13 protein-coding genes and 4 tRNA genes are annotated in these 14,218 nt (G+C 64.4%); 11 read left to right on the forward strand and 6 right to left on the reverse strand.

The genetic code is table 11. The annotated features are described in order from the left end of the window. Positions 1 to 157 precede the first annotated feature (157 nt). The 5 genes from C8K18_RS03580 to C8K18_RS03600 all read left to right on the forward strand — a co-directional run bounded on the left by C8K18_RS03580 (position 158) and on the right by C8K18_RS03600 (position 1,303). Positions 158 to 233: transfer RNA gene (locus C8K18_RS03580), tRNA-Glu, on the forward strand. Between the two features lie 80 nt (positions 234 to 313). Then, positions 314 to 390, forward strand: a tRNA-Asp gene (locus C8K18_RS03585). 61 nt (positions 391 to 451) lie between these two features. Next, positions 452 to 527: transfer RNA gene (locus tag C8K18_RS03590), tRNA-Glu, on the forward strand. Between the two features lie 92 nt (positions 528 to 619). Further along, positions 620 to 696 (forward strand) — tRNA-Asp (locus C8K18_RS03595). A gap of 142 nt (positions 697 to 838) precedes the next feature. After that, positions 839 to 1,303, forward strand: coding sequence for a GNAT family N-acetyltransferase (locus tag C8K18_RS03600; RefSeq protein ID WP_013338845.1), 465 nt, complete (start codon positions 839 to 841; stop codon positions 1,301 to 1,303). 16 nt (positions 1,304 to 1,319) lie between these two features. Here the strand turns inward: C8K18_RS03600 and C8K18_RS03605 are convergent, their stop codons facing one another. Further along, on the reverse strand, positions 1,320 to 2,240 hold the full coding sequence (locus C8K18_RS03605) for a helix-turn-helix domain-containing protein (RefSeq protein WP_244230929.1): 921 nt from the start codon (positions 2,238 to 2,240) through the stop codon (positions 1,320 to 1,322). A gap of 145 nt (positions 2,241 to 2,385) precedes the next feature. On the opposite strand from C8K18_RS03605, the gene C8K18_RS03610 reads away from it, so the two are divergent. Next, the gene (locus tag C8K18_RS03610) at positions 2,386 to 2,787 is read left to right on the forward strand and encodes a gamma-glutamylcyclotransferase (RefSeq protein ID WP_006052985.1); all 402 of its coding nucleotides are present in this window, start codon (positions 2,386 to 2,388) and stop codon (positions 2,785 to 2,787) included. 139 nt (positions 2,788 to 2,926) lie between these two features. Here the strand turns inward: C8K18_RS03610 and aceB are convergent, their stop codons facing one another. Both aceB and C8K18_RS03620 read right to left on the reverse strand, forming a co-directional pair. Beyond that, positions 2,927 to 4,537: a malate synthase A gene (gene aceB, locus C8K18_RS03615; protein WP_107706671.1), complete on the reverse strand. Its 1,611-nt coding sequence runs from the start codon at positions 4,535 to 4,537 to the stop codon at positions 2,927 to 2,929. 94 nt (positions 4,538 to 4,631) lie between these two features. Beyond that, positions 4,632 to 5,450, reverse strand: coding sequence for a haloacid dehalogenase type II (locus tag C8K18_RS03620; RefSeq protein ID WP_107706672.1), 819 nt, complete (start codon positions 5,448 to 5,450; stop codon positions 4,632 to 4,634). A gap of 148 nt (positions 5,451 to 5,598) precedes the next feature. On the opposite strand from C8K18_RS03620, the gene C8K18_RS03625 reads away from it, so the two are divergent. Both C8K18_RS03625 and C8K18_RS03630 read left to right on the forward strand, forming a co-directional pair. Beyond that, the gene (locus C8K18_RS03625; protein ID WP_006052988.1) at positions 5,599 to 6,501 is read left to right on the forward strand and encodes a LysR family transcriptional regulator; all 903 of its coding nucleotides are present in this window, start codon (positions 5,599 to 5,601) and stop codon (positions 6,499 to 6,501) included. A 170-nt stretch (positions 6,502 to 6,671) separates the two neighbouring features. Then, on the forward strand, positions 6,672 to 7,106 hold the full coding sequence (locus C8K18_RS03630) for a universal stress protein (RefSeq protein ID WP_006052989.1): 435 nt from the start codon (positions 6,672 to 6,674) through the stop codon (positions 7,104 to 7,106). Positions 7,107 to 7,439: 333 nt separating this feature from the next. On the opposite strand, the gene aceA is transcribed toward C8K18_RS03630, so the two are convergent. From aceA to C8K18_RS03650, 3 genes are all read right to left on the reverse strand, one after another. Beyond that, positions 7,440 to 8,747 carry an isocitrate lyase gene (aceA, locus tag C8K18_RS03635; protein WP_006052990.1) on the reverse strand — a complete coding sequence of 436 codons (1,308 nt, stop codon included), beginning with the start codon at positions 8,745 to 8,747 and terminating at the stop codon, positions 7,440 to 7,442. A gap of 430 nt (positions 8,748 to 9,177) precedes the next feature. Next, complete coding sequence (locus tag C8K18_RS03645) at positions 9,178 to 10,791, reverse strand: DEAD/DEAH box helicase (RefSeq protein WP_006052991.1); 1,614 nt, start codon at positions 10,789 to 10,791, stop codon at positions 9,178 to 9,180. A 478-nt stretch (positions 10,792 to 11,269) separates the two neighbouring features. After that, the gene (locus C8K18_RS03650; RefSeq protein ID WP_006052992.1) at positions 11,270 to 11,539 is read right to left on the reverse strand and encodes an acyl-CoA-binding protein; all 270 of its coding nucleotides are present in this window, start codon (positions 11,537 to 11,539) and stop codon (positions 11,270 to 11,272) included. 169 nt (positions 11,540 to 11,708) lie between these two features. On the opposite strand from C8K18_RS03650, the gene tsaB reads away from it, so the two are divergent. Genes tsaB through C8K18_RS03665 form a run of 3 tightly spaced genes read left to right on the forward strand, consistent with a single transcriptional unit; the run spans position 11,709 to position 14,177 of the window. Further along, positions 11,709 to 12,527 carry a tRNA (adenosine(37)-N6)-threonylcarbamoyltransferase complex dimerization subunit type 1 TsaB gene (gene tsaB / locus C8K18_RS03655; protein WP_107706820.1) on the forward strand — a complete coding sequence of 273 codons (819 nt, stop codon included), beginning with the start codon at positions 11,709 to 11,711 and terminating at the stop codon, positions 12,525 to 12,527. Beyond that, entirely contained in the window at positions 12,524 to 13,018 is a 495-nt protein-coding gene (gene rimI, locus C8K18_RS03660; RefSeq protein WP_006052994.1) for a ribosomal protein S18-alanine N-acetyltransferase, read from the forward strand. Before tsaB ends, rimI begins: the two co-directional genes overlap by 4 nt. Beyond that, complete coding sequence (locus C8K18_RS03665) at positions 13,005 to 14,177, forward strand: uracil-DNA glycosylase family protein (protein ID WP_107706674.1); 1,173 nt, start codon at positions 13,005 to 13,007, stop codon at positions 14,175 to 14,177. Before rimI ends, C8K18_RS03665 begins: the two co-directional genes overlap by 14 nt. Positions 14,178 to 14,218 lie beyond the last annotated feature (41 nt).

Consider the following 14,218-nt stretch of genomic DNA (forward strand, 5'->3'; position numbering starts at 1 on the left):
TCTGGAGCTTGTAGCAAAAAAGACTTCACAAGCCGCTGTATCGTAGTTAAAATAGCGGTCTTCGCAGTTGACGAAACGAATATCTGACCAGTAACCGCGGTTGGTATTAGTTGATTCGAGTCAGCAGCGAGTTAAAGACAGAGTCTGAAAAGATTATGTCCCCTTCGTCTAGAGGCCTAGGACATCACCCTTTCACGGTGAGTACAGGGGTTCGAATCCCCTAGGGGACGCCAAACATCAGCGTCGCTTTAGCAGTAAAGCAGCGCAGCTTGCAGAGACATAACCGACGCTCGCAAGCCAGGGTGTAAAGACTGGAGTGGTAGTTCAGTCGGTTAGAATACCGGCCTGTCACGCCGGGGGTCGCGGGTTCGAGTCCCGTCCACTCCGCCAGACAAAGCCCGTTCATGCAAATTTGAACGGGCTTTTTCATTAAAGGTGTAAGCAGTACGTTGTCCCCTTCGTCTAGAGGCCTAGGACATCACCCTTTCACGGTGAGTACAGGGGTTCGAATCCCCTAGGGGACGCCAGAACATCGGCGTCGTTCGGTAAGAAGTTGAACGGTGCGGTTGGCGAGCGAGCAAAGCCTTGCTTCTCACTTGCCGGTCAGTTGTAAAAATCTGGAGCGGTAGTTCAGTTGGTTAGAATACCGGCCTGTCACGCCGGGGGTCGCGGGTTCGAGTCCCGTCCGCTCCGCCAGATTTTGAAAAGCCCACTTCGAAAGAAGTGGGCTTTTTTTATTTGCGCCGCCTTTCCGCCTGGCTATGCTCGGGACAAACAGCCATTGCCAGCGCGCGCGGCCTGTTTTACCGTTTATCCGACTTCTCTTCGTCGTGCCGCCATGTTCGATCCAACCGAAGCTCCGTCACCGTTCCATCTGCGCAAAGCCAGCATGGACGACTTCGAGTTCGCCGAGGCGCTGACTCACGGCAACATGGGCGGCTACTATCAGCGGCATCATCTCGTCTGGCGCGGCGATCTTTTTCTCGGCAGTTGGCGCGAGTCCGAAAACTTCATCCTCGAAATGGACGGCAAGCCGATCGGCGTTCTGCGCATCACGCAGGAGGGCGATTCGCTGCATATTCGCGACGTGCAAATCGCCGAGGGCTACCGGCGGCTCGGCGCCGGCACCTACCTGCTCGACATGTCGCACCAATGGGCGCGCGAACGTGGACTACGCGAGCTGCAGCTGCGCGTGTTCGTCGACAATCCCGCGGCGCGTCTCTATCAGCGCAAGGGCTACAAGCTGGCCGGGCCGCGCCTCGCGCAACTCGGCGCGATTCGTCATCTGGCGCGGCGGGTTTGAGTTCGCCGAGCGGCGCCTAGCGGCGGTCCGCGCCCGGCGCGATCGGATCGGCGCTCGTCGGCAAAGTCTGTTCAAGAGAAATTTCGTCTTGATCGGCGTCGTCAGCGCTTTCGCCATTTTCCAGCCGATGTTCCGAGCCGCGCTCGATAAACGCGCGCGGGCTTTCGCCAAAGGCACGGCGAAACATCGCAGAAAAAGCGCTCTGGCTTTGATAGCCCAACTCTTGCGCGACGTGCGACAGCGGCCGTCCCTGGCTCAGCAGCGGAATCGCGCGCGCCAGAATCGCCTGCTGGCGCCATTGCGAAAAGCTCACGCCGAGTTCCTGCCGAAAAAGCCGCGCGATGGTGCGCGTGCTCGCGCCCACGCTCGCCGCCCATTGCTCTAGCGATTCACCGGGCGTCGGGTCGGCGATCACCGCTTCGCAGAGCGCGCGCAGGCGCTTTTCGTTGGGCATCGGCACCGAAAGGGGCAGCGGCTGGGAACGCGTCAGCTCGTCGAGCGCGAGTGCGCCAAGCAGGCGCTCGCGCGCGGGCGAGAGGCCGGGCGTATCCAGCGCGGCAATGACTTCGCGCAGCAGATTCGACACTTCGACGACACGGGGCGCGTCGAGCCCCGCGGGCACCGTGCTTTCGGTGATGTACAACGTGCGTAGAAACGCGTCTTCGACGGCCACGACTTCGTGCGTCACATGCGGCGGCACCCAGATGGCGCGCGAGGGCGGCACCATCCACGTCGTGCCGGTTGTGGCGACGCGCAACACGCCGCGCGACGCATACGCGACCTGCGCCCACGCATGCTGGTGACGCGCGAAGTGCGAACCCATCGGCATAGGACGCGAGCGCACGCGAATCGGGTGCGCTTCGTTCGGCTGAAATTCTGGCGGCGTGTCGGTCAGGCTGACGAAGCTCGAGCGGTCCGAGCCGGCGTACGGAGTCATGGGCAAAGGTCGATCCATAAAACGAAACGCCACTGAACGAAGCGCGATCGCGGGCGGGCGGTTTCCTATTGTAGAGCGTGCGCGCTTTGCGACGTTGCATAATGGCCAGTCTGACCGACCACATACTCGAGGAGCACGAACGACGATGCAAACCGTCTTTGTCTACGGCACGCTGCGAGCGGGCGAAGTAAACGACATCCGCGAAGCTGCGGCGCGCAACGAGATCGCCGAGCCGACGCTGCTCGGCACGGCCACGGTTCGCGGCCATCTGTTCGACTTCGGCTCGTATCCGGGCCTGGTGGTCGACGATCAGGGTGTGGACGTGATCGGCGATGTGTACGAAATCGACGATGAACTCGTCGCCGTACTCGACGAAATCGAGGCCGTGTATCCCGGCGTCGAAGATCGTTTTCTGGCTCGCGACGTGATGGTGAAAGTGGACGGCAATGTGGTGAACTGCCGCTTCTATCCGGTCGCGCCGAACACGGTGAAGGGACTGCCGGAAATCAAATCCGGCGATTGGGTCAAGTATCGCGCGACGCGCTGATAGATAGCCCGCACAAGCGCCGGCACGCCGCAAAAAAAACAGCCCGCGAGACAGCAAGCCTCGCGGGCCGTAAGGCCGGTCATTCTTTGCGCCCGCCGTGCGCCCGCTCGCCACTGCATTGCGACGCGGGCGCCCTTGCTCAGATTTCCTCGTAGAGCGGCAGCGTCAGGAAGTCCGTGAACTGCTCCGACGTCGACATCTGCTCGAAGATCTGCGCCGCGCGCTCGTACGGCTTCGTATCGCCGCCGACAGCCTGCTTCACCTTGTCGAGTTCCTGCACGGCGAGTTCGCGCACCAGTTCCGCCGTGACCTTGCGGCCGTCGTCGAGTGTGCCCTTCGGCGAGCGAATCCACTGCCACACTTGCGAGCGCGAAATCTCGGCGGTCGCGGCATCTTCCATCAGGTTATGGATCGGCACGCAGCCGTTGCCCGCGAGCCATGAGCCCAGGTAGTGAATCCCGACGTTGATGTTGTTGCGCAGACCCGCTTCGGTGATCGGCGCTTCCGGGCGGAAGTCCGTGAGATCCGTCGCGGTCACGAGCACGTCGTCGCGTTGCTTGCCGATCTGGTTCGGCTTGTCGCCGAGCACCTTCACGAACTCTTCCATCGCGATCGGCACGAGGCCCGGATGCGCGACCCAGCCGCCGTCATAGCCGTCGCCGGCATCGCGCGCCTTGTCCGAGCGCACGCCGGCCATGGCCTTGTCGTTCGCGGCCGGATCGTTCTTGATCGGAATCAGCGCGCTCATTCCGCCGATAGCCGGCGCATTGCGGCGATGGCAAGTCTTCAGCAGCAACAGCGCATAGGCGCGCATGAAGGGCGACGTCATCGTGATCTGCGAGCGGTCCGCAAGGCAGAAGTCGCGGTCGGACTTGAACTTCTTGATCGCGGAAAAGATGTAGTCCCAGCGGCCGGCGTTCAGGCCCGAGCTATGTTCGCGCAGCTCGTACAAGATCTCGTCCATTTCGAACGCGGCGAGAATGGTTTCGATCAGCACGGTCGCGCGAATCGTGCCGCGCGGCACGCCGACCGCTTCCTGCGCGGCGACGAAGATGTCGTTCCACAGACGCGCTTCGAGATGGCTCTCCATCTTCGGCAGATAGAAGTAGGGGCCCGAGCCGCGCGCGACCAGTTCCTTCGCGTTGTGCACCATGAAGAGCGCGAAATCGAAGATGCCGCCCGACACGCGCTTGCCGTCCACCTTCACGTGCTTTTCGTCGAGATGCCAGCCGCGCGGACGCACGATCAGCGTGGCGACCTTGTCGTTCAGCCTGTAGCTCTTGCCGTTCTGCTCGAGCGAAATCGTGCGGCGCACCGCGTCCTTCAGGTTGATATGGCCGATGATCTGGTTCTCCCAGCTCGGCGCATTCGAATCCTCGAAGTCGGTCATGTACGAATCCGCGCCCGAGTTCAGCGCGTTGATGATCATCTTGCGCTCGACCGGCCCGGTGATTTCCACGCGGCGGCATTGCAGGTCGCGCGGCAGCGGCGCGATGGTCCAGTCGCCTTCGCGCACGCTCTTCGTCTCGGCGAGGAAGTCGGGGCGCTCGCCAGCGTCGAGGCGCTTGGTCCGTTCGGCGCGTGCCTGCAGCAACTGCTGACGGCGCGGCTCGAACGTGCGATGCAGCGCGGCGACGAGCTCGAGCGCCTCGCGCGTGAGAATCGCTTCATAACCGGGCTTGATTTCGCCGGTGATTTCCATGCCTTGCGGCAGGTCTAACGATGACAGCGATGGCAGCGAATTCGCCATGTTTTCTCCTTGGTCGGTCAGATTGCGAAGATGCAAAGTTGAGGTGCGGTTGTAATCGTTTGAGTGGGCTTGATGAGTCGGCTACGGAGCGTGGCTATGCGCCCCCGCTGCTGCGCGGACGGCGCGTGCGGCTCGCGGCGGTAGCGCGGCTTGGGCGCGGCGCATCGCCGGCAGATGCGAGCGTGTTCACGAAAGCCAGCAGATCGTTCATGCCCGCGCCCGTGCCGTGCGGCGTCACGCCCAGTTCCTCGAGCGGCGCGTTCTGGCGGTTGAGCCAGAACGTCGTGAAGCCGAACCACGTCGCGCCCGCCACGTCCCAGCCGTTCGACGAAACGAAGACGATCTCGCGCGGCTCCACACCGAAAGCCTGGGTGCCGAGCGCGTACGCGACGGGCGCGGGTTTGTAGGCGCGCACGGCGTCGACGGAAAGCACCTGGTCGAAGAGGCCACTCATGCCCGCGCTTTTCACGGCGACGTCGAGCATTTGCGGATTGCCGTTGGAGAGAATCGCGAGGCCGGGGCGCGCGCTAGTCGCCGCTGACGACGAAACCCCATCGCGCAACAGACGCAGCGCCGGCACCGCATCGGGAAACGCCGACAGACACGCGTATTCGTCCATCAGACGTTTTTCCGCGGTACGGCCGAGCGTGAGCTGAAGTTTTTTCGCGGAAAAGCGCAGAGCGTCGAGCGTGATGTCCCAGAACGGCCGATAGTGCGCGGCGCCTTCGCCGGCATCGGCAAGCGTGCGCAACTGCGTGTATTCGATCTGTTTCTGGCGCCACAACTGGGAGAGCGCGTCGCCGCGCCCGGGGAAGATCTGCTCCGCCGCGGCGACCACCGAGTGCACGTCGAACAGCGTGCCGTAGGCGTCGAAAATGATGGCTTTTGGGGAGAGTGTCGTTGTGGCCGACATTGCCGTGCGCTCCTGTCAGAGGTCGGGACAGATTGTATTAGCGGTACTGCGCGCTAAAAAAGAGGCTAAAGATCACTTGATCTTTTACTTTCATCCACCTAATCTGGCGCGCACCGGCCAACTTTGCCGCGCGAGCGGCGCTTCTTCCATGGACCGTTTCAAGCAGATCGAGACTTTCGTCACAGTCGCGGCCAAAGGCAGCCTGTCCGCCGCGGCGCTTGCCGAAGGCGTGGCGCCGGCGATCATCGGCCGCCGTATCGACGCGCTCGAAGAGCGCCTCGGCGTCAAGCTGCTGGTGCGCACGACCCGCAAGATCACACTGACCTTCGAAGGCTCGGCGTTTCTCGAGGACTGTCAGCGCATCATTCACGACATGCAGAACGCCGAGGCGAGCGTGTCGGCGGGCGGCGTGAAGGCGAGCGGGCATTTGCGCGTTTCCGCGCCGGCCGGCTTCGGACGCCGGCACGTCGCGCCGCTGGTGCCGGCGTTCACCGTCGCGCATCCCGATGTGTCGATCACGCTCGATCTGTCGGACCGGCTCGTCGATCTGGTCAACGAAGGTTTCGATTGCGCGGTGCGGCTCGGCGAATTGCCTGATTCGTCGCTCGTGTCGCTCAAGTTGGGCGAAAACCGGCGCGTGTGCGTGGCGTCGCCGGCGTATCTGAGCCGGCGCGGCGCGCCGCACAGCCTCGCGGATCTCGCGCAGCACAACTGTCTCGCGCTCGGCGCGAGCGCCAATCAGCAGCGCGGCTGGATGTTCCAGCAGGACGGCAAAGTGGTATCGATCAAGGTATCGGGCACGATGGAATGCTCGGACGGCGCGGTGCTGCACGAGTGGTGCCTCGAAGGCCACGGCCTCGCGTGGCGCTCGTGGTGGGAAGTCGGCGCGGACATCGCGGCGGGCCGGCTCGTCAGCGTGCTCGACGAGTTCGCCGCGCCGCCCATCGGCATTCATGCGGTGTTTCCGCAGCGCCGCCATTTGCCGCTGCGCGTGCGGCTGTTCCTGGATTTTCTCAAGCATACGTATGGCCTTCCAGATTACTGGGGATGACGCCGCGCAACGGGTTTTCGATATTCGGACAGACCCGCAATAAGACCTGGGCGCCGGTTTCTGCGGCCTACAATCGGTTTTAAGGCGTGGATGAAAAGCGTCGCGGGGATTGCTCAAATCCGACCCGCAACCGCAGCAGCAACCCAACCGGGCACGCAAACGGAGGGCACATGTTCAGGCACATTCTCGTCCCGACCGACGGTTCGGACCTCTCGCGCAAAGCGATCGCGGGCGCCATCGATCTCGCGCAGGCGGTCGGCGCGCGAATTACCGCGTACGCGTGCCTGCCGCAATATCCGTACGCGCCGTTCTCCGAGATCGCCGTCGAACCGCCGTCGGAGTTTCTCAACCGCAGCGAGCGCGAAGCGCAAGAGCATCTGCGCGAAGTCGAATTTGCGGCGAGCCGCGTCGGCGTGGTCGTCGATCGACGCACGAGCGTGCATCCCGCGCCGTATCTCGGGATCATCGAAGCCGCGGAGCGCGGTGGCTGCGATGTGATCTTCATGGCGTCGCACGGACGGCGCGGTCTCGGCAGTCTGCTGATCGGCAGCGAAACGCAGCGCGTGCTCACGCACACGAAAATTCCCGTGCTGGTGTATCGCTGAAATCGCGGATACCGGCGCTTATCGTCGTCGTTATCGCCGTCGTTACCGCCGTCGTTACGGCCGTCGTTACGGCCGTCGTGATCGCTGATAGTGGAGAACGCGCCGGCGCCTGGGCCGGCGCGTCGTCCATTCGCCGCACAATCCGGTGATGCCTGGCTGTGCTGGCTTTATGCAGCCCCCGCCTTACCGTCAACTCCCTCCGGCGCTGCGCACAAGAACCGCCGATGCGCCGCCGAAGCTCCTCCCTGCCGACGGCGGCCAGCCGGCGCAACCGCTGCGCCGCCCGTCCGCTGTCTATCTGCCTTTCATTTTTGCGATCAGGTCGCGAGACCGTTACGCGACTTTCTTGTCGAAGAACTGCTCGTCTTCCGTCGAGCCGTGCAGCGCCGTCGTGGATGCTTCGCGCTCGACCGTCTGCGTGACCGCGTCGAAATAGCCGGTGCCCACTTCGCGCTGATGCTTGACGGCGGTGAAGCCCTTTTCCGCTGCCGCGAATTCGGCCTGCTGCATCTCGACGAACGCCGTCATCTGATTGCGCGCGTAGCCGTGCGCGAGGTTGAACATCGAGTAGTTCAGCGCATGGAACCCGGCCAGCGTGATGAACTGGAACTTGTAGCCCATGGCGCCCAGTTCGCGCTGGAATTTGGCGATGGTCGCGTCGTCCAGGTTCTTCTTCCAGTTGAACGACGGCGAGCAGTTGTACGACAGCAGTTGGTCCGGATACTCCTTGTGGATCGCGTCGGCGAATTTCTTCGCGAACTCGAGGTCCGGCTTGCCCGTTTCGCACCAGATCATGTCGGCGTAGGGCGCGTAGGCGAGGCCGCGCGAGATCGCCTGTTCGAGACCCGGCTTCGTGCGATAGAAACCTTCGACGGTGCGCTCGCCGGTCAGGAACGGCTTGTCGTTTTCGTCGACGTCCGATGTGATCAGGTCGGCGGCTTCCGCATCGGTGCGGGCGAGCAGCACGGTCGGCACGCCGGAGACGTCGGCGGCGAGACGCGCGGCGGTCAGCTTGGCGATGTTTTCGCGCGTCGGCACGAGCACCTTGCCGCCCATGTGGCCGCATTTCTTCACCGAGGCGAGCTGGTCTTCGAAGTGCACGCCCGCGGCGCCGGCTTCGATCATCGCCTTCATCAGTTCGAACGCGTTCAGCACGCCGCCAAAACCGGCCTCTGCGTCCGCGACGATCGGCGCGAAGTAGTCGATATAGCCTTCGTCGCCCGGATTCTTGCCTTCCGACCACTGGATCTGGTCGGCGCGCGTCAGCGTGTTATTGATGCGCTTGACGACGAGCGGCACCGAATTCGCCGGGTAGAGCGACTGGTCCGGGTACATTTCGCCGGCCACGTTCGCGTCGCCCGCGACCTGCCAGCCCGACAGATAGATCGCCTTCAGACCTGCCTTGACCTGCTGCATCGCCTGATTGCCGGTCAACGCGCCGAGCGAGTTGACGAACGGCTCGGTGTTCACGCTATGCCAGAGCTTTTCGGCGCCGCGCTTCGCGAGCGTGTGCTCGACCTGCACGGAGCCGCGCAGGCGGATCACGTCTTCGGCGGTATAGCTGCGCTTGACGCCTTTCCAGCGCGGATCGGTTTCCCATTGCTGTTGAAGTTGGCGGGCTTGTTCTTCGCGCGTCGTCATGATTTTCTCCTTGGTTGCCTAATGAACAGATGGTGGACTCTGTCTTCGTCGAAGCGGGCCGGCCGGCGCTCAGCGCCTAAGCGTTCCGTTTCGTGAAGTCTTATATAAGAGTCTAGGCAAATCGACAGACGCGCAATAGCGGGGCGGGCGCGATTTTCCAATAAATCTTTGTTCGGATAATCAGTGGCTTATCTTCGACGTTCCGCATTAAGAAACGTTATTTTCCCTGCTGCAATGCCCGTCGTTGTGCCGTGCAGCACGATTTTTTACGACGCAAAAATTTTTTCCACATCGTGAAATTTGGGCGGCGATGCGTCGCAGGCGAAAAAAAACCGGTGCCTGGGCACCGGTTTTTCTGTCGACCAGCCGACGATGAAGCGCTGTCGGGGTCATTCAACTCATTGCTACGCAGAGCGTAGCGCTGCGTACGTTAGCTGCCGCGACGCGCGGTACGCGGACCGTCGCTGCGGCGTGCGCCGTAGCCGCCGTCACGCGAGCCGCCGTAGCCTTCGCGCGAACCGCTGCCTGCCGGCTTACCGGCCCAACCGCTGCCATTGCCGCTGCCGCTGCGCGAGCTGCCTGCGCTGCCGGCCGGCTTGCCCGAGCCGCTGCCGAAGCGACGGCCGCCGCTATTGCCGCCGCCCGGACGGCCGCGGCCGCCAAAGCCAGGACGGCCGTTACCCGACGGAGCCGACTTGCGCGGCTCGAAGCCTACGACAACGTTCACCGGCAGCGGCGTGCGCACGAAGCGCTCGATGCGCTTGAGCGCGCCCTGTTCGGCGTGATGCACGAGGCTCACCGCGATGCCCGAGCGACCGGCGCGGCCAGTACGGCCGATACGGTGCACGTAGTCTTCGGCGAACTTCGGCAAGTCGTAGTTGAACACGTGCGTGATGCCCGGAATGTCGATACCGCGAGCGGCGACGTCCGTTGCCACCAGCACGCGCACGCGACGCTCGCGCAATGCCTTGATCGTGCGGTTACGCGCGCCTTGCGGCAGGTCGCCGTGCAGTGCGGCCGATTCGAAACCGGCGTCGGCGAGACGTCCGGCCAGTTGATCGGCGTCCATCTTGGTTGCCGTGAAGACGATAGCCTGGTCGAGGCCTTCGTCACGCAGCAGATGGTCGAGCAGACGGTCCTTGTGATCGCGGTCGTCCACGTAATGGACGGTTTGCGCGATGTTCGTGCGTTGTTCCAGGCGCTGAACGATCTCGATACGCTCCGGATCTTTCAGCAGACGGCCCGTCAGCGAACCGATCTTGCCGTCGAGCGTGGCCGAGAACAGCATCGTCTGACGCGTAGCCGGCGTAGCGGCGACGATCGTTTCGATGTCTTCGATGAAGCCCATGTCAAGCATGCGGTCAGCTTCGTCGAGCACGAGAATCTGCAGTTGCGACAGGTCGATACGGCCGCGTTCCAGGTGGTCGATCAGACGACCCGGCGTGGCAACCAGGATTTCCGGGTTCTTTGCCAGCAGCATCAATTGCTGACCATAAGCGACGCCGCCGAGAATGCTGACGGTGCGCAGGCGCTTCAGGTGCTTCCCGTACGTGGCGGCGGCGGTGGTGACCTGCATCGCGAGTTCGCGGGTCGGCGTCAGAACCAGCATGGTCGGACGTGCAACCGGTTGCGGACGGCGCGTGTTGCGGGCGCCGTCGGCCGGACGCGGTTCGCGCGGCTGGCTGGCTTGCGCCTTTTGCAATTGCGAGAAACGCTCGATGGCGGGCAGCATGAACGCGGCGGTCTTGCCCGAACCGGTCGGGCTCGAGACCATCAGGTCGCGGCCGGCGATGGCGGCGGGCACTGCGCGTTGCTGAACCGGCGTCGGGTTCTGATAGCCAGCGGCGGTCAGCGCGGAGACGACATCCGCGGACAGGCCGAGCGACGCGAACGACGGGCCGGCGGGGGCGGCGGCTTCAGCGGCGACGGCAGGCGCGGCAGCGGCAACAGCGGGTGCTGCGGCTTGCGCGGGTGCGTCGGCGAAACCGAGGGCCTGGTCGGCGATGGCGTTCAACGGGCTGCTGGGGGTATTGCTCGAAGTCATGAGAATCCTTAAAACACAGGGAATTAAAACGTCGGCGCCAATCGGCATACCCAAGTCGTCGGATTCAGCGAGCAAAGAAGCAGCGAGCAAATCGAAAAACGGGGGCAACTCGCACCAATGGAGGGCGAGTTTTTCGTTAGAAGCTGTATCGGATGCGACACGCCAACATTGGCTTGCCGCCAGCCTGGGACATGATCGCCCGTAGGGGGCTAGGCAGGAGGGGACAGGTTCTAAACTGGATTGGAGCTAAACGCTACGAGGCGCTGCGCCGCAAAGGCCGCTTGAGAAAGCCGGGCAAAGCAGTGAAGCGCAGGCAGCATTGTATAGGTATTTGTTGCACTGCGCCACTGTTAGGATATTTCCTAGCACGAAAGTTGCGGCGCCGCCCGGCGCTGCGGTGCGTTGGGGCGCGTGTTTCGGCCGCTTTATGGCTGCGCTTATGGCCGAATTTCCAGCCGGATTCCCGCCCGCACGCGTGTCAGGCCGAGGCGCCGCTCTTCAGCGATTCCACGAGTTCCACGTATTGCTGCTTGGCTGCGTCCTGCGCTGTGCCCTTGAGCGCGGCCCACGCGTCGTACTTGTATTTGCCGACGATGTCGGTAAAGCCCGGCTTGTCGCCCTGCACGTCGCCTTCGCTGGCCTGCTTGAAGAGCGCATAGAGGCGCAGCAGCGTGAGGTTGCCCGGGCGTTCGGGCAGTTGCTTGACGTCTTCCTGGGCCTGGGTGAACTGCGTGTCGAGGTTCGTCATCTTGATGCGCTCCGGCGCGGTGATCGGGTGGCCGACGATCATAACAATTGCATGCCGCGGCGTGGCCGAGGGCTTATTCCAAACGCCGGCGATCGCTGATCGGCAAACGGGCAACCGGATGCGGGCCCAAACCGCATCCGCGCGCGCCGTGCCGATTACAATACCGTCCATGACTCAGACCGTGCTTCTTGCCCTCGATACCTCCACCGAATTCTGCTCGGTCGCGCTGTTGTCCGTCGCCGTCGACGCCGCCGGCCACGTGCAAACCGGGCCGCGCGCGTGGGTCCGCCACGAGCAGACCGGCGCCGTGTCCAGCACGCGGCTTCTGCCCGCAATCCGCGAACTTTTCGACGAAGCCGGCCTGACGCTCGCCGATTGCAACGCGATCGCATTCGGCTCCGGCCCCGGCTCTTTCACCGGACTTCGCACCGCGACCGGCGTCGCACAGGGACTCGCGTTCGGCCTCGATCTGCCGGTCGTGCCGATCAGCACCTTGCTCGTTTGCGCGGAAAGCGCCCGGCGCCGCGATCCGGCCGCGACGCGCGTGCTGGCCGCGCTCGACGCCCGCATGGACGAGATTTACTGGGCCGATTACGCGTGGGACGAAGCACAAGGCGAGTGGCGCGTCTTGCAGCAAGCGTCGCTCGACACGCCTCAGCAGCTTGTCGTGCCCGCCGAGCCGTTCACGCTCGCGGGCAACGCCGCCGCGGCTTTCGGCGCGCGTCTGCCGGCCGCGTCCGCCGCCCGAACCGTCGATCACGACGCGCTGCCGCATGCGTTGCCGCTCGCCTACGCCGCGCTGCGGGCGTTCCACGCGGGACGCACGGTGCCCGCCGACCAGGCCGCGCCCGAGTACGTGCGCAACAAGGTCGCGCAGACCACGGCGGAGCGCATCGCCGAAAAAGCCGCGAAAGCGGAGCAGGCGGCGGCGCTCGCGGAGCGCCCGAACGGTGCGGAGGACACCCCGTTGCGCGAGGGCCGGCCATGAGCGGCGTGCTGCTGGCGGATCGCTACATGTCGCCGATGACCGAAGGCGATCTGGACGAAGTGGCCGCCATCGAAAAGCTCGCCTATGAATTTCCGTGGAGCCGCGGTAACTTCGGCGACTCGCTGCGCAACGGCTATTTCGGCATCTGTCTGCGGCACGTCACCGGCACGTTGATTGGCTATTGCGTGCTGATGCCCGTCGTCGACGAAATGCATTTGCTCAATCTGTGCGTCGCGCCCGATGCGCAAGGCGCGGGCGCCGGGCTCACGCTGCTGCGCGAAGCGGTGCGCATCACGCGCGCCGAAAAGCTCGACGGACTGCTGCTCGAAGTGCGGCCGTCGAACCATCGCGCGATCCGGCTTTATGAGCGCTTCGGCTTTACGTCGATTGGCCGGCGCAAAAACTATTATCCGGCGCGGCATCGCAGCCGGGAGGACGCCATCGTGATGCGTTTATCGTTTGTCAGGGAGGGCGCGGATGGCGCTGCATGAATCGGTATTGGAAGAATTCGGACTCGCGCCGCGCTGGGTGCGTCGCGGCATGGGCGCGGTGCAGGAAGCGGCTGCCGGGCTGAGCGACGAGCCGCAGGGCACACGGGCCGACGATGCGGTCCACGCGCGAACGTCGGTTGAAACCGGACCGCGTGCTGACGGGGTTCAGACGCCACGAGCGCCAGCGCTGCCGCGTGAGCGGTCGCAGAGCGCGGAGCCGGCCGGGCGCGCCGCCGAGTCCACGCGCTTCGTCGAGAGCGCGCAGCAGGGCGCGGAGAAGCACGACCGCGCTGCGCCGCCTGCGTCGCAAGCGCGGCAGCAGCAGCGCGTGCAACCCGCAGCCGACGGCAGCGATCCGCGAACGGCGCAACCGTCGCGCACGCCTGAGCCGGAGCGCGAGCCTTCCATCGCCGCAAGCGATGAGCCGGCCGTGGCGCAGCCGCCGCGCACATCGGAGCCGTCTTCTTTCGACGCTCCGCCCGACGACGGTTTCGCGTGGTTCGACGATCTGCCGCTGCATCCGCCGGGCGAGGGCGACGCCGACGCCGCCATGCCGGCGCTGCCCGCAATCGACACGCTCGACTGGGACGCACTGAGCGAGCGCGTCTCGACCTGCGAGCGCTGTCGGCTGTGCGAGAAACGCACGAAGACCGTATTCGGCGTCGGCGATCGGAACGCGGACTGGATGCTGATCGGCGAAGCGCCAGGCGAAAACGAGGACCGCGTGGGCGAACCGTTCGTCGGCCAGGCCGGCAAGCTGCTCGACAACATGCTGCGTTCGCTGACGCTCGCGCGCGACAGCAACGTCTATATCGCGAACGTCATCAAGTGTCGGCCGCCTGGCAACCGCAATCCCGAGCCCGACGAAGTCGCGCGCTGCGAGCCGTATCTGCAACGGCAGGTCGCGCTCGTCAAGCCGAAGCTGATCGTCGCGCTCGGCCGCTTCGCCGCGCAAAGCCTGCTCAAGACGGATGCGAGCATTTCGTCGCTGCGCGGCCGCGTCCACGAATACGAGGGCGTGCCGGTGATCGTCACGTATCACCCGGCCTATCTGCTGCGCAGCCTGCCCGACAAAGCCAAGGCGTGGGCCGATCTGTGCCTCGCGCGCGATACGTGGCGCGAGGCGGGCGGCGAGTCGTCGAATGCGGCGAGCCAGTGACGGTCGACCCACCGTCGGCGCCCCGGCCTGACGCGGCCCGG

It is taken from the genome of Paraburkholderia sp. GV068, assembly GCF_003058125.1.
Taxonomy (GTDB): Bacteria; Pseudomonadota; Gammaproteobacteria; order Burkholderiales; family Burkholderiaceae; genus Paraburkholderia; species Paraburkholderia graminis.

Bases quoted from the DNA above. Each gene is read 5' to 3' on its own strand.
- C8K18_RS03625 (WP_006052988.1), top strand. From the start codon at position 5,599: ATGGACCGTTTCAAGCAGATCGAGACTTTCGTCACAGTCGCGGCCAAA.
- rimI (WP_006052994.1), top strand. From the start codon at position 12,524: ATGAGCGGCGTGCTGCTGGCGGATCGCTACATGTCGCCGATGACCGAA.
- C8K18_RS03600 (WP_013338845.1), top strand. From the start codon at position 839: ATGTTCGATCCAACCGAAGCTCCGTCACCGTTCCATCTGCGCAAAGCC.
- aceB (WP_107706671.1), bottom strand. From the start codon at position 4,537: ATGGCGAATTCGCTGCCATCGCTGTCATCGTTAGACCTGCCGCAAGGC.
- C8K18_RS03645 (WP_006052991.1), bottom strand. From the start codon at position 10,791: ATGACTTCGAGCAATACCCCCAGCAGCCCGTTGAACGCCATCGCCGAC.
- C8K18_RS03630 (WP_006052989.1), top strand. From the start codon at position 6,672: ATGTTCAGGCACATTCTCGTCCCGACCGACGGTTCGGACCTCTCGCGC.
- C8K18_RS03620 (WP_107706672.1), bottom strand. From the start codon at position 5,450: ATGTCGGCCACAACGACACTCTCCCCAAAAGCCATCATTTTCGACGCC.
- C8K18_RS03665 (WP_107706674.1), top strand. From the start codon at position 13,005: ATGGCGCTGCATGAATCGGTATTGGAAGAATTCGGACTCGCGCCGCGC.
- tsaB (WP_107706820.1), top strand. From the start codon at position 11,709: ATGACTCAGACCGTGCTTCTTGCCCTCGATACCTCCACCGAATTCTGC.
- C8K18_RS03650 (WP_006052992.1), bottom strand. From the start codon at position 11,539: ATGACGAACCTCGACACGCAGTTCACCCAGGCCCAGGAAGACGTCAAG.
- C8K18_RS03610 (WP_006052985.1), top strand. From the start codon at position 2,386: ATGCAAACCGTCTTTGTCTACGGCACGCTGCGAGCGGGCGAAGTAAAC.
- aceA (WP_006052990.1), bottom strand. From the start codon at position 8,747: ATGACGACGCGCGAAGAACAAGCCCGCCAACTTCAACAGCAATGGGAA.
- C8K18_RS03605 (WP_244230929.1), bottom strand. From the start codon at position 2,240: ATGACTCCGTACGCCGGCTCGGACCGCTCGAGCTTCGTCAGCCTGACC.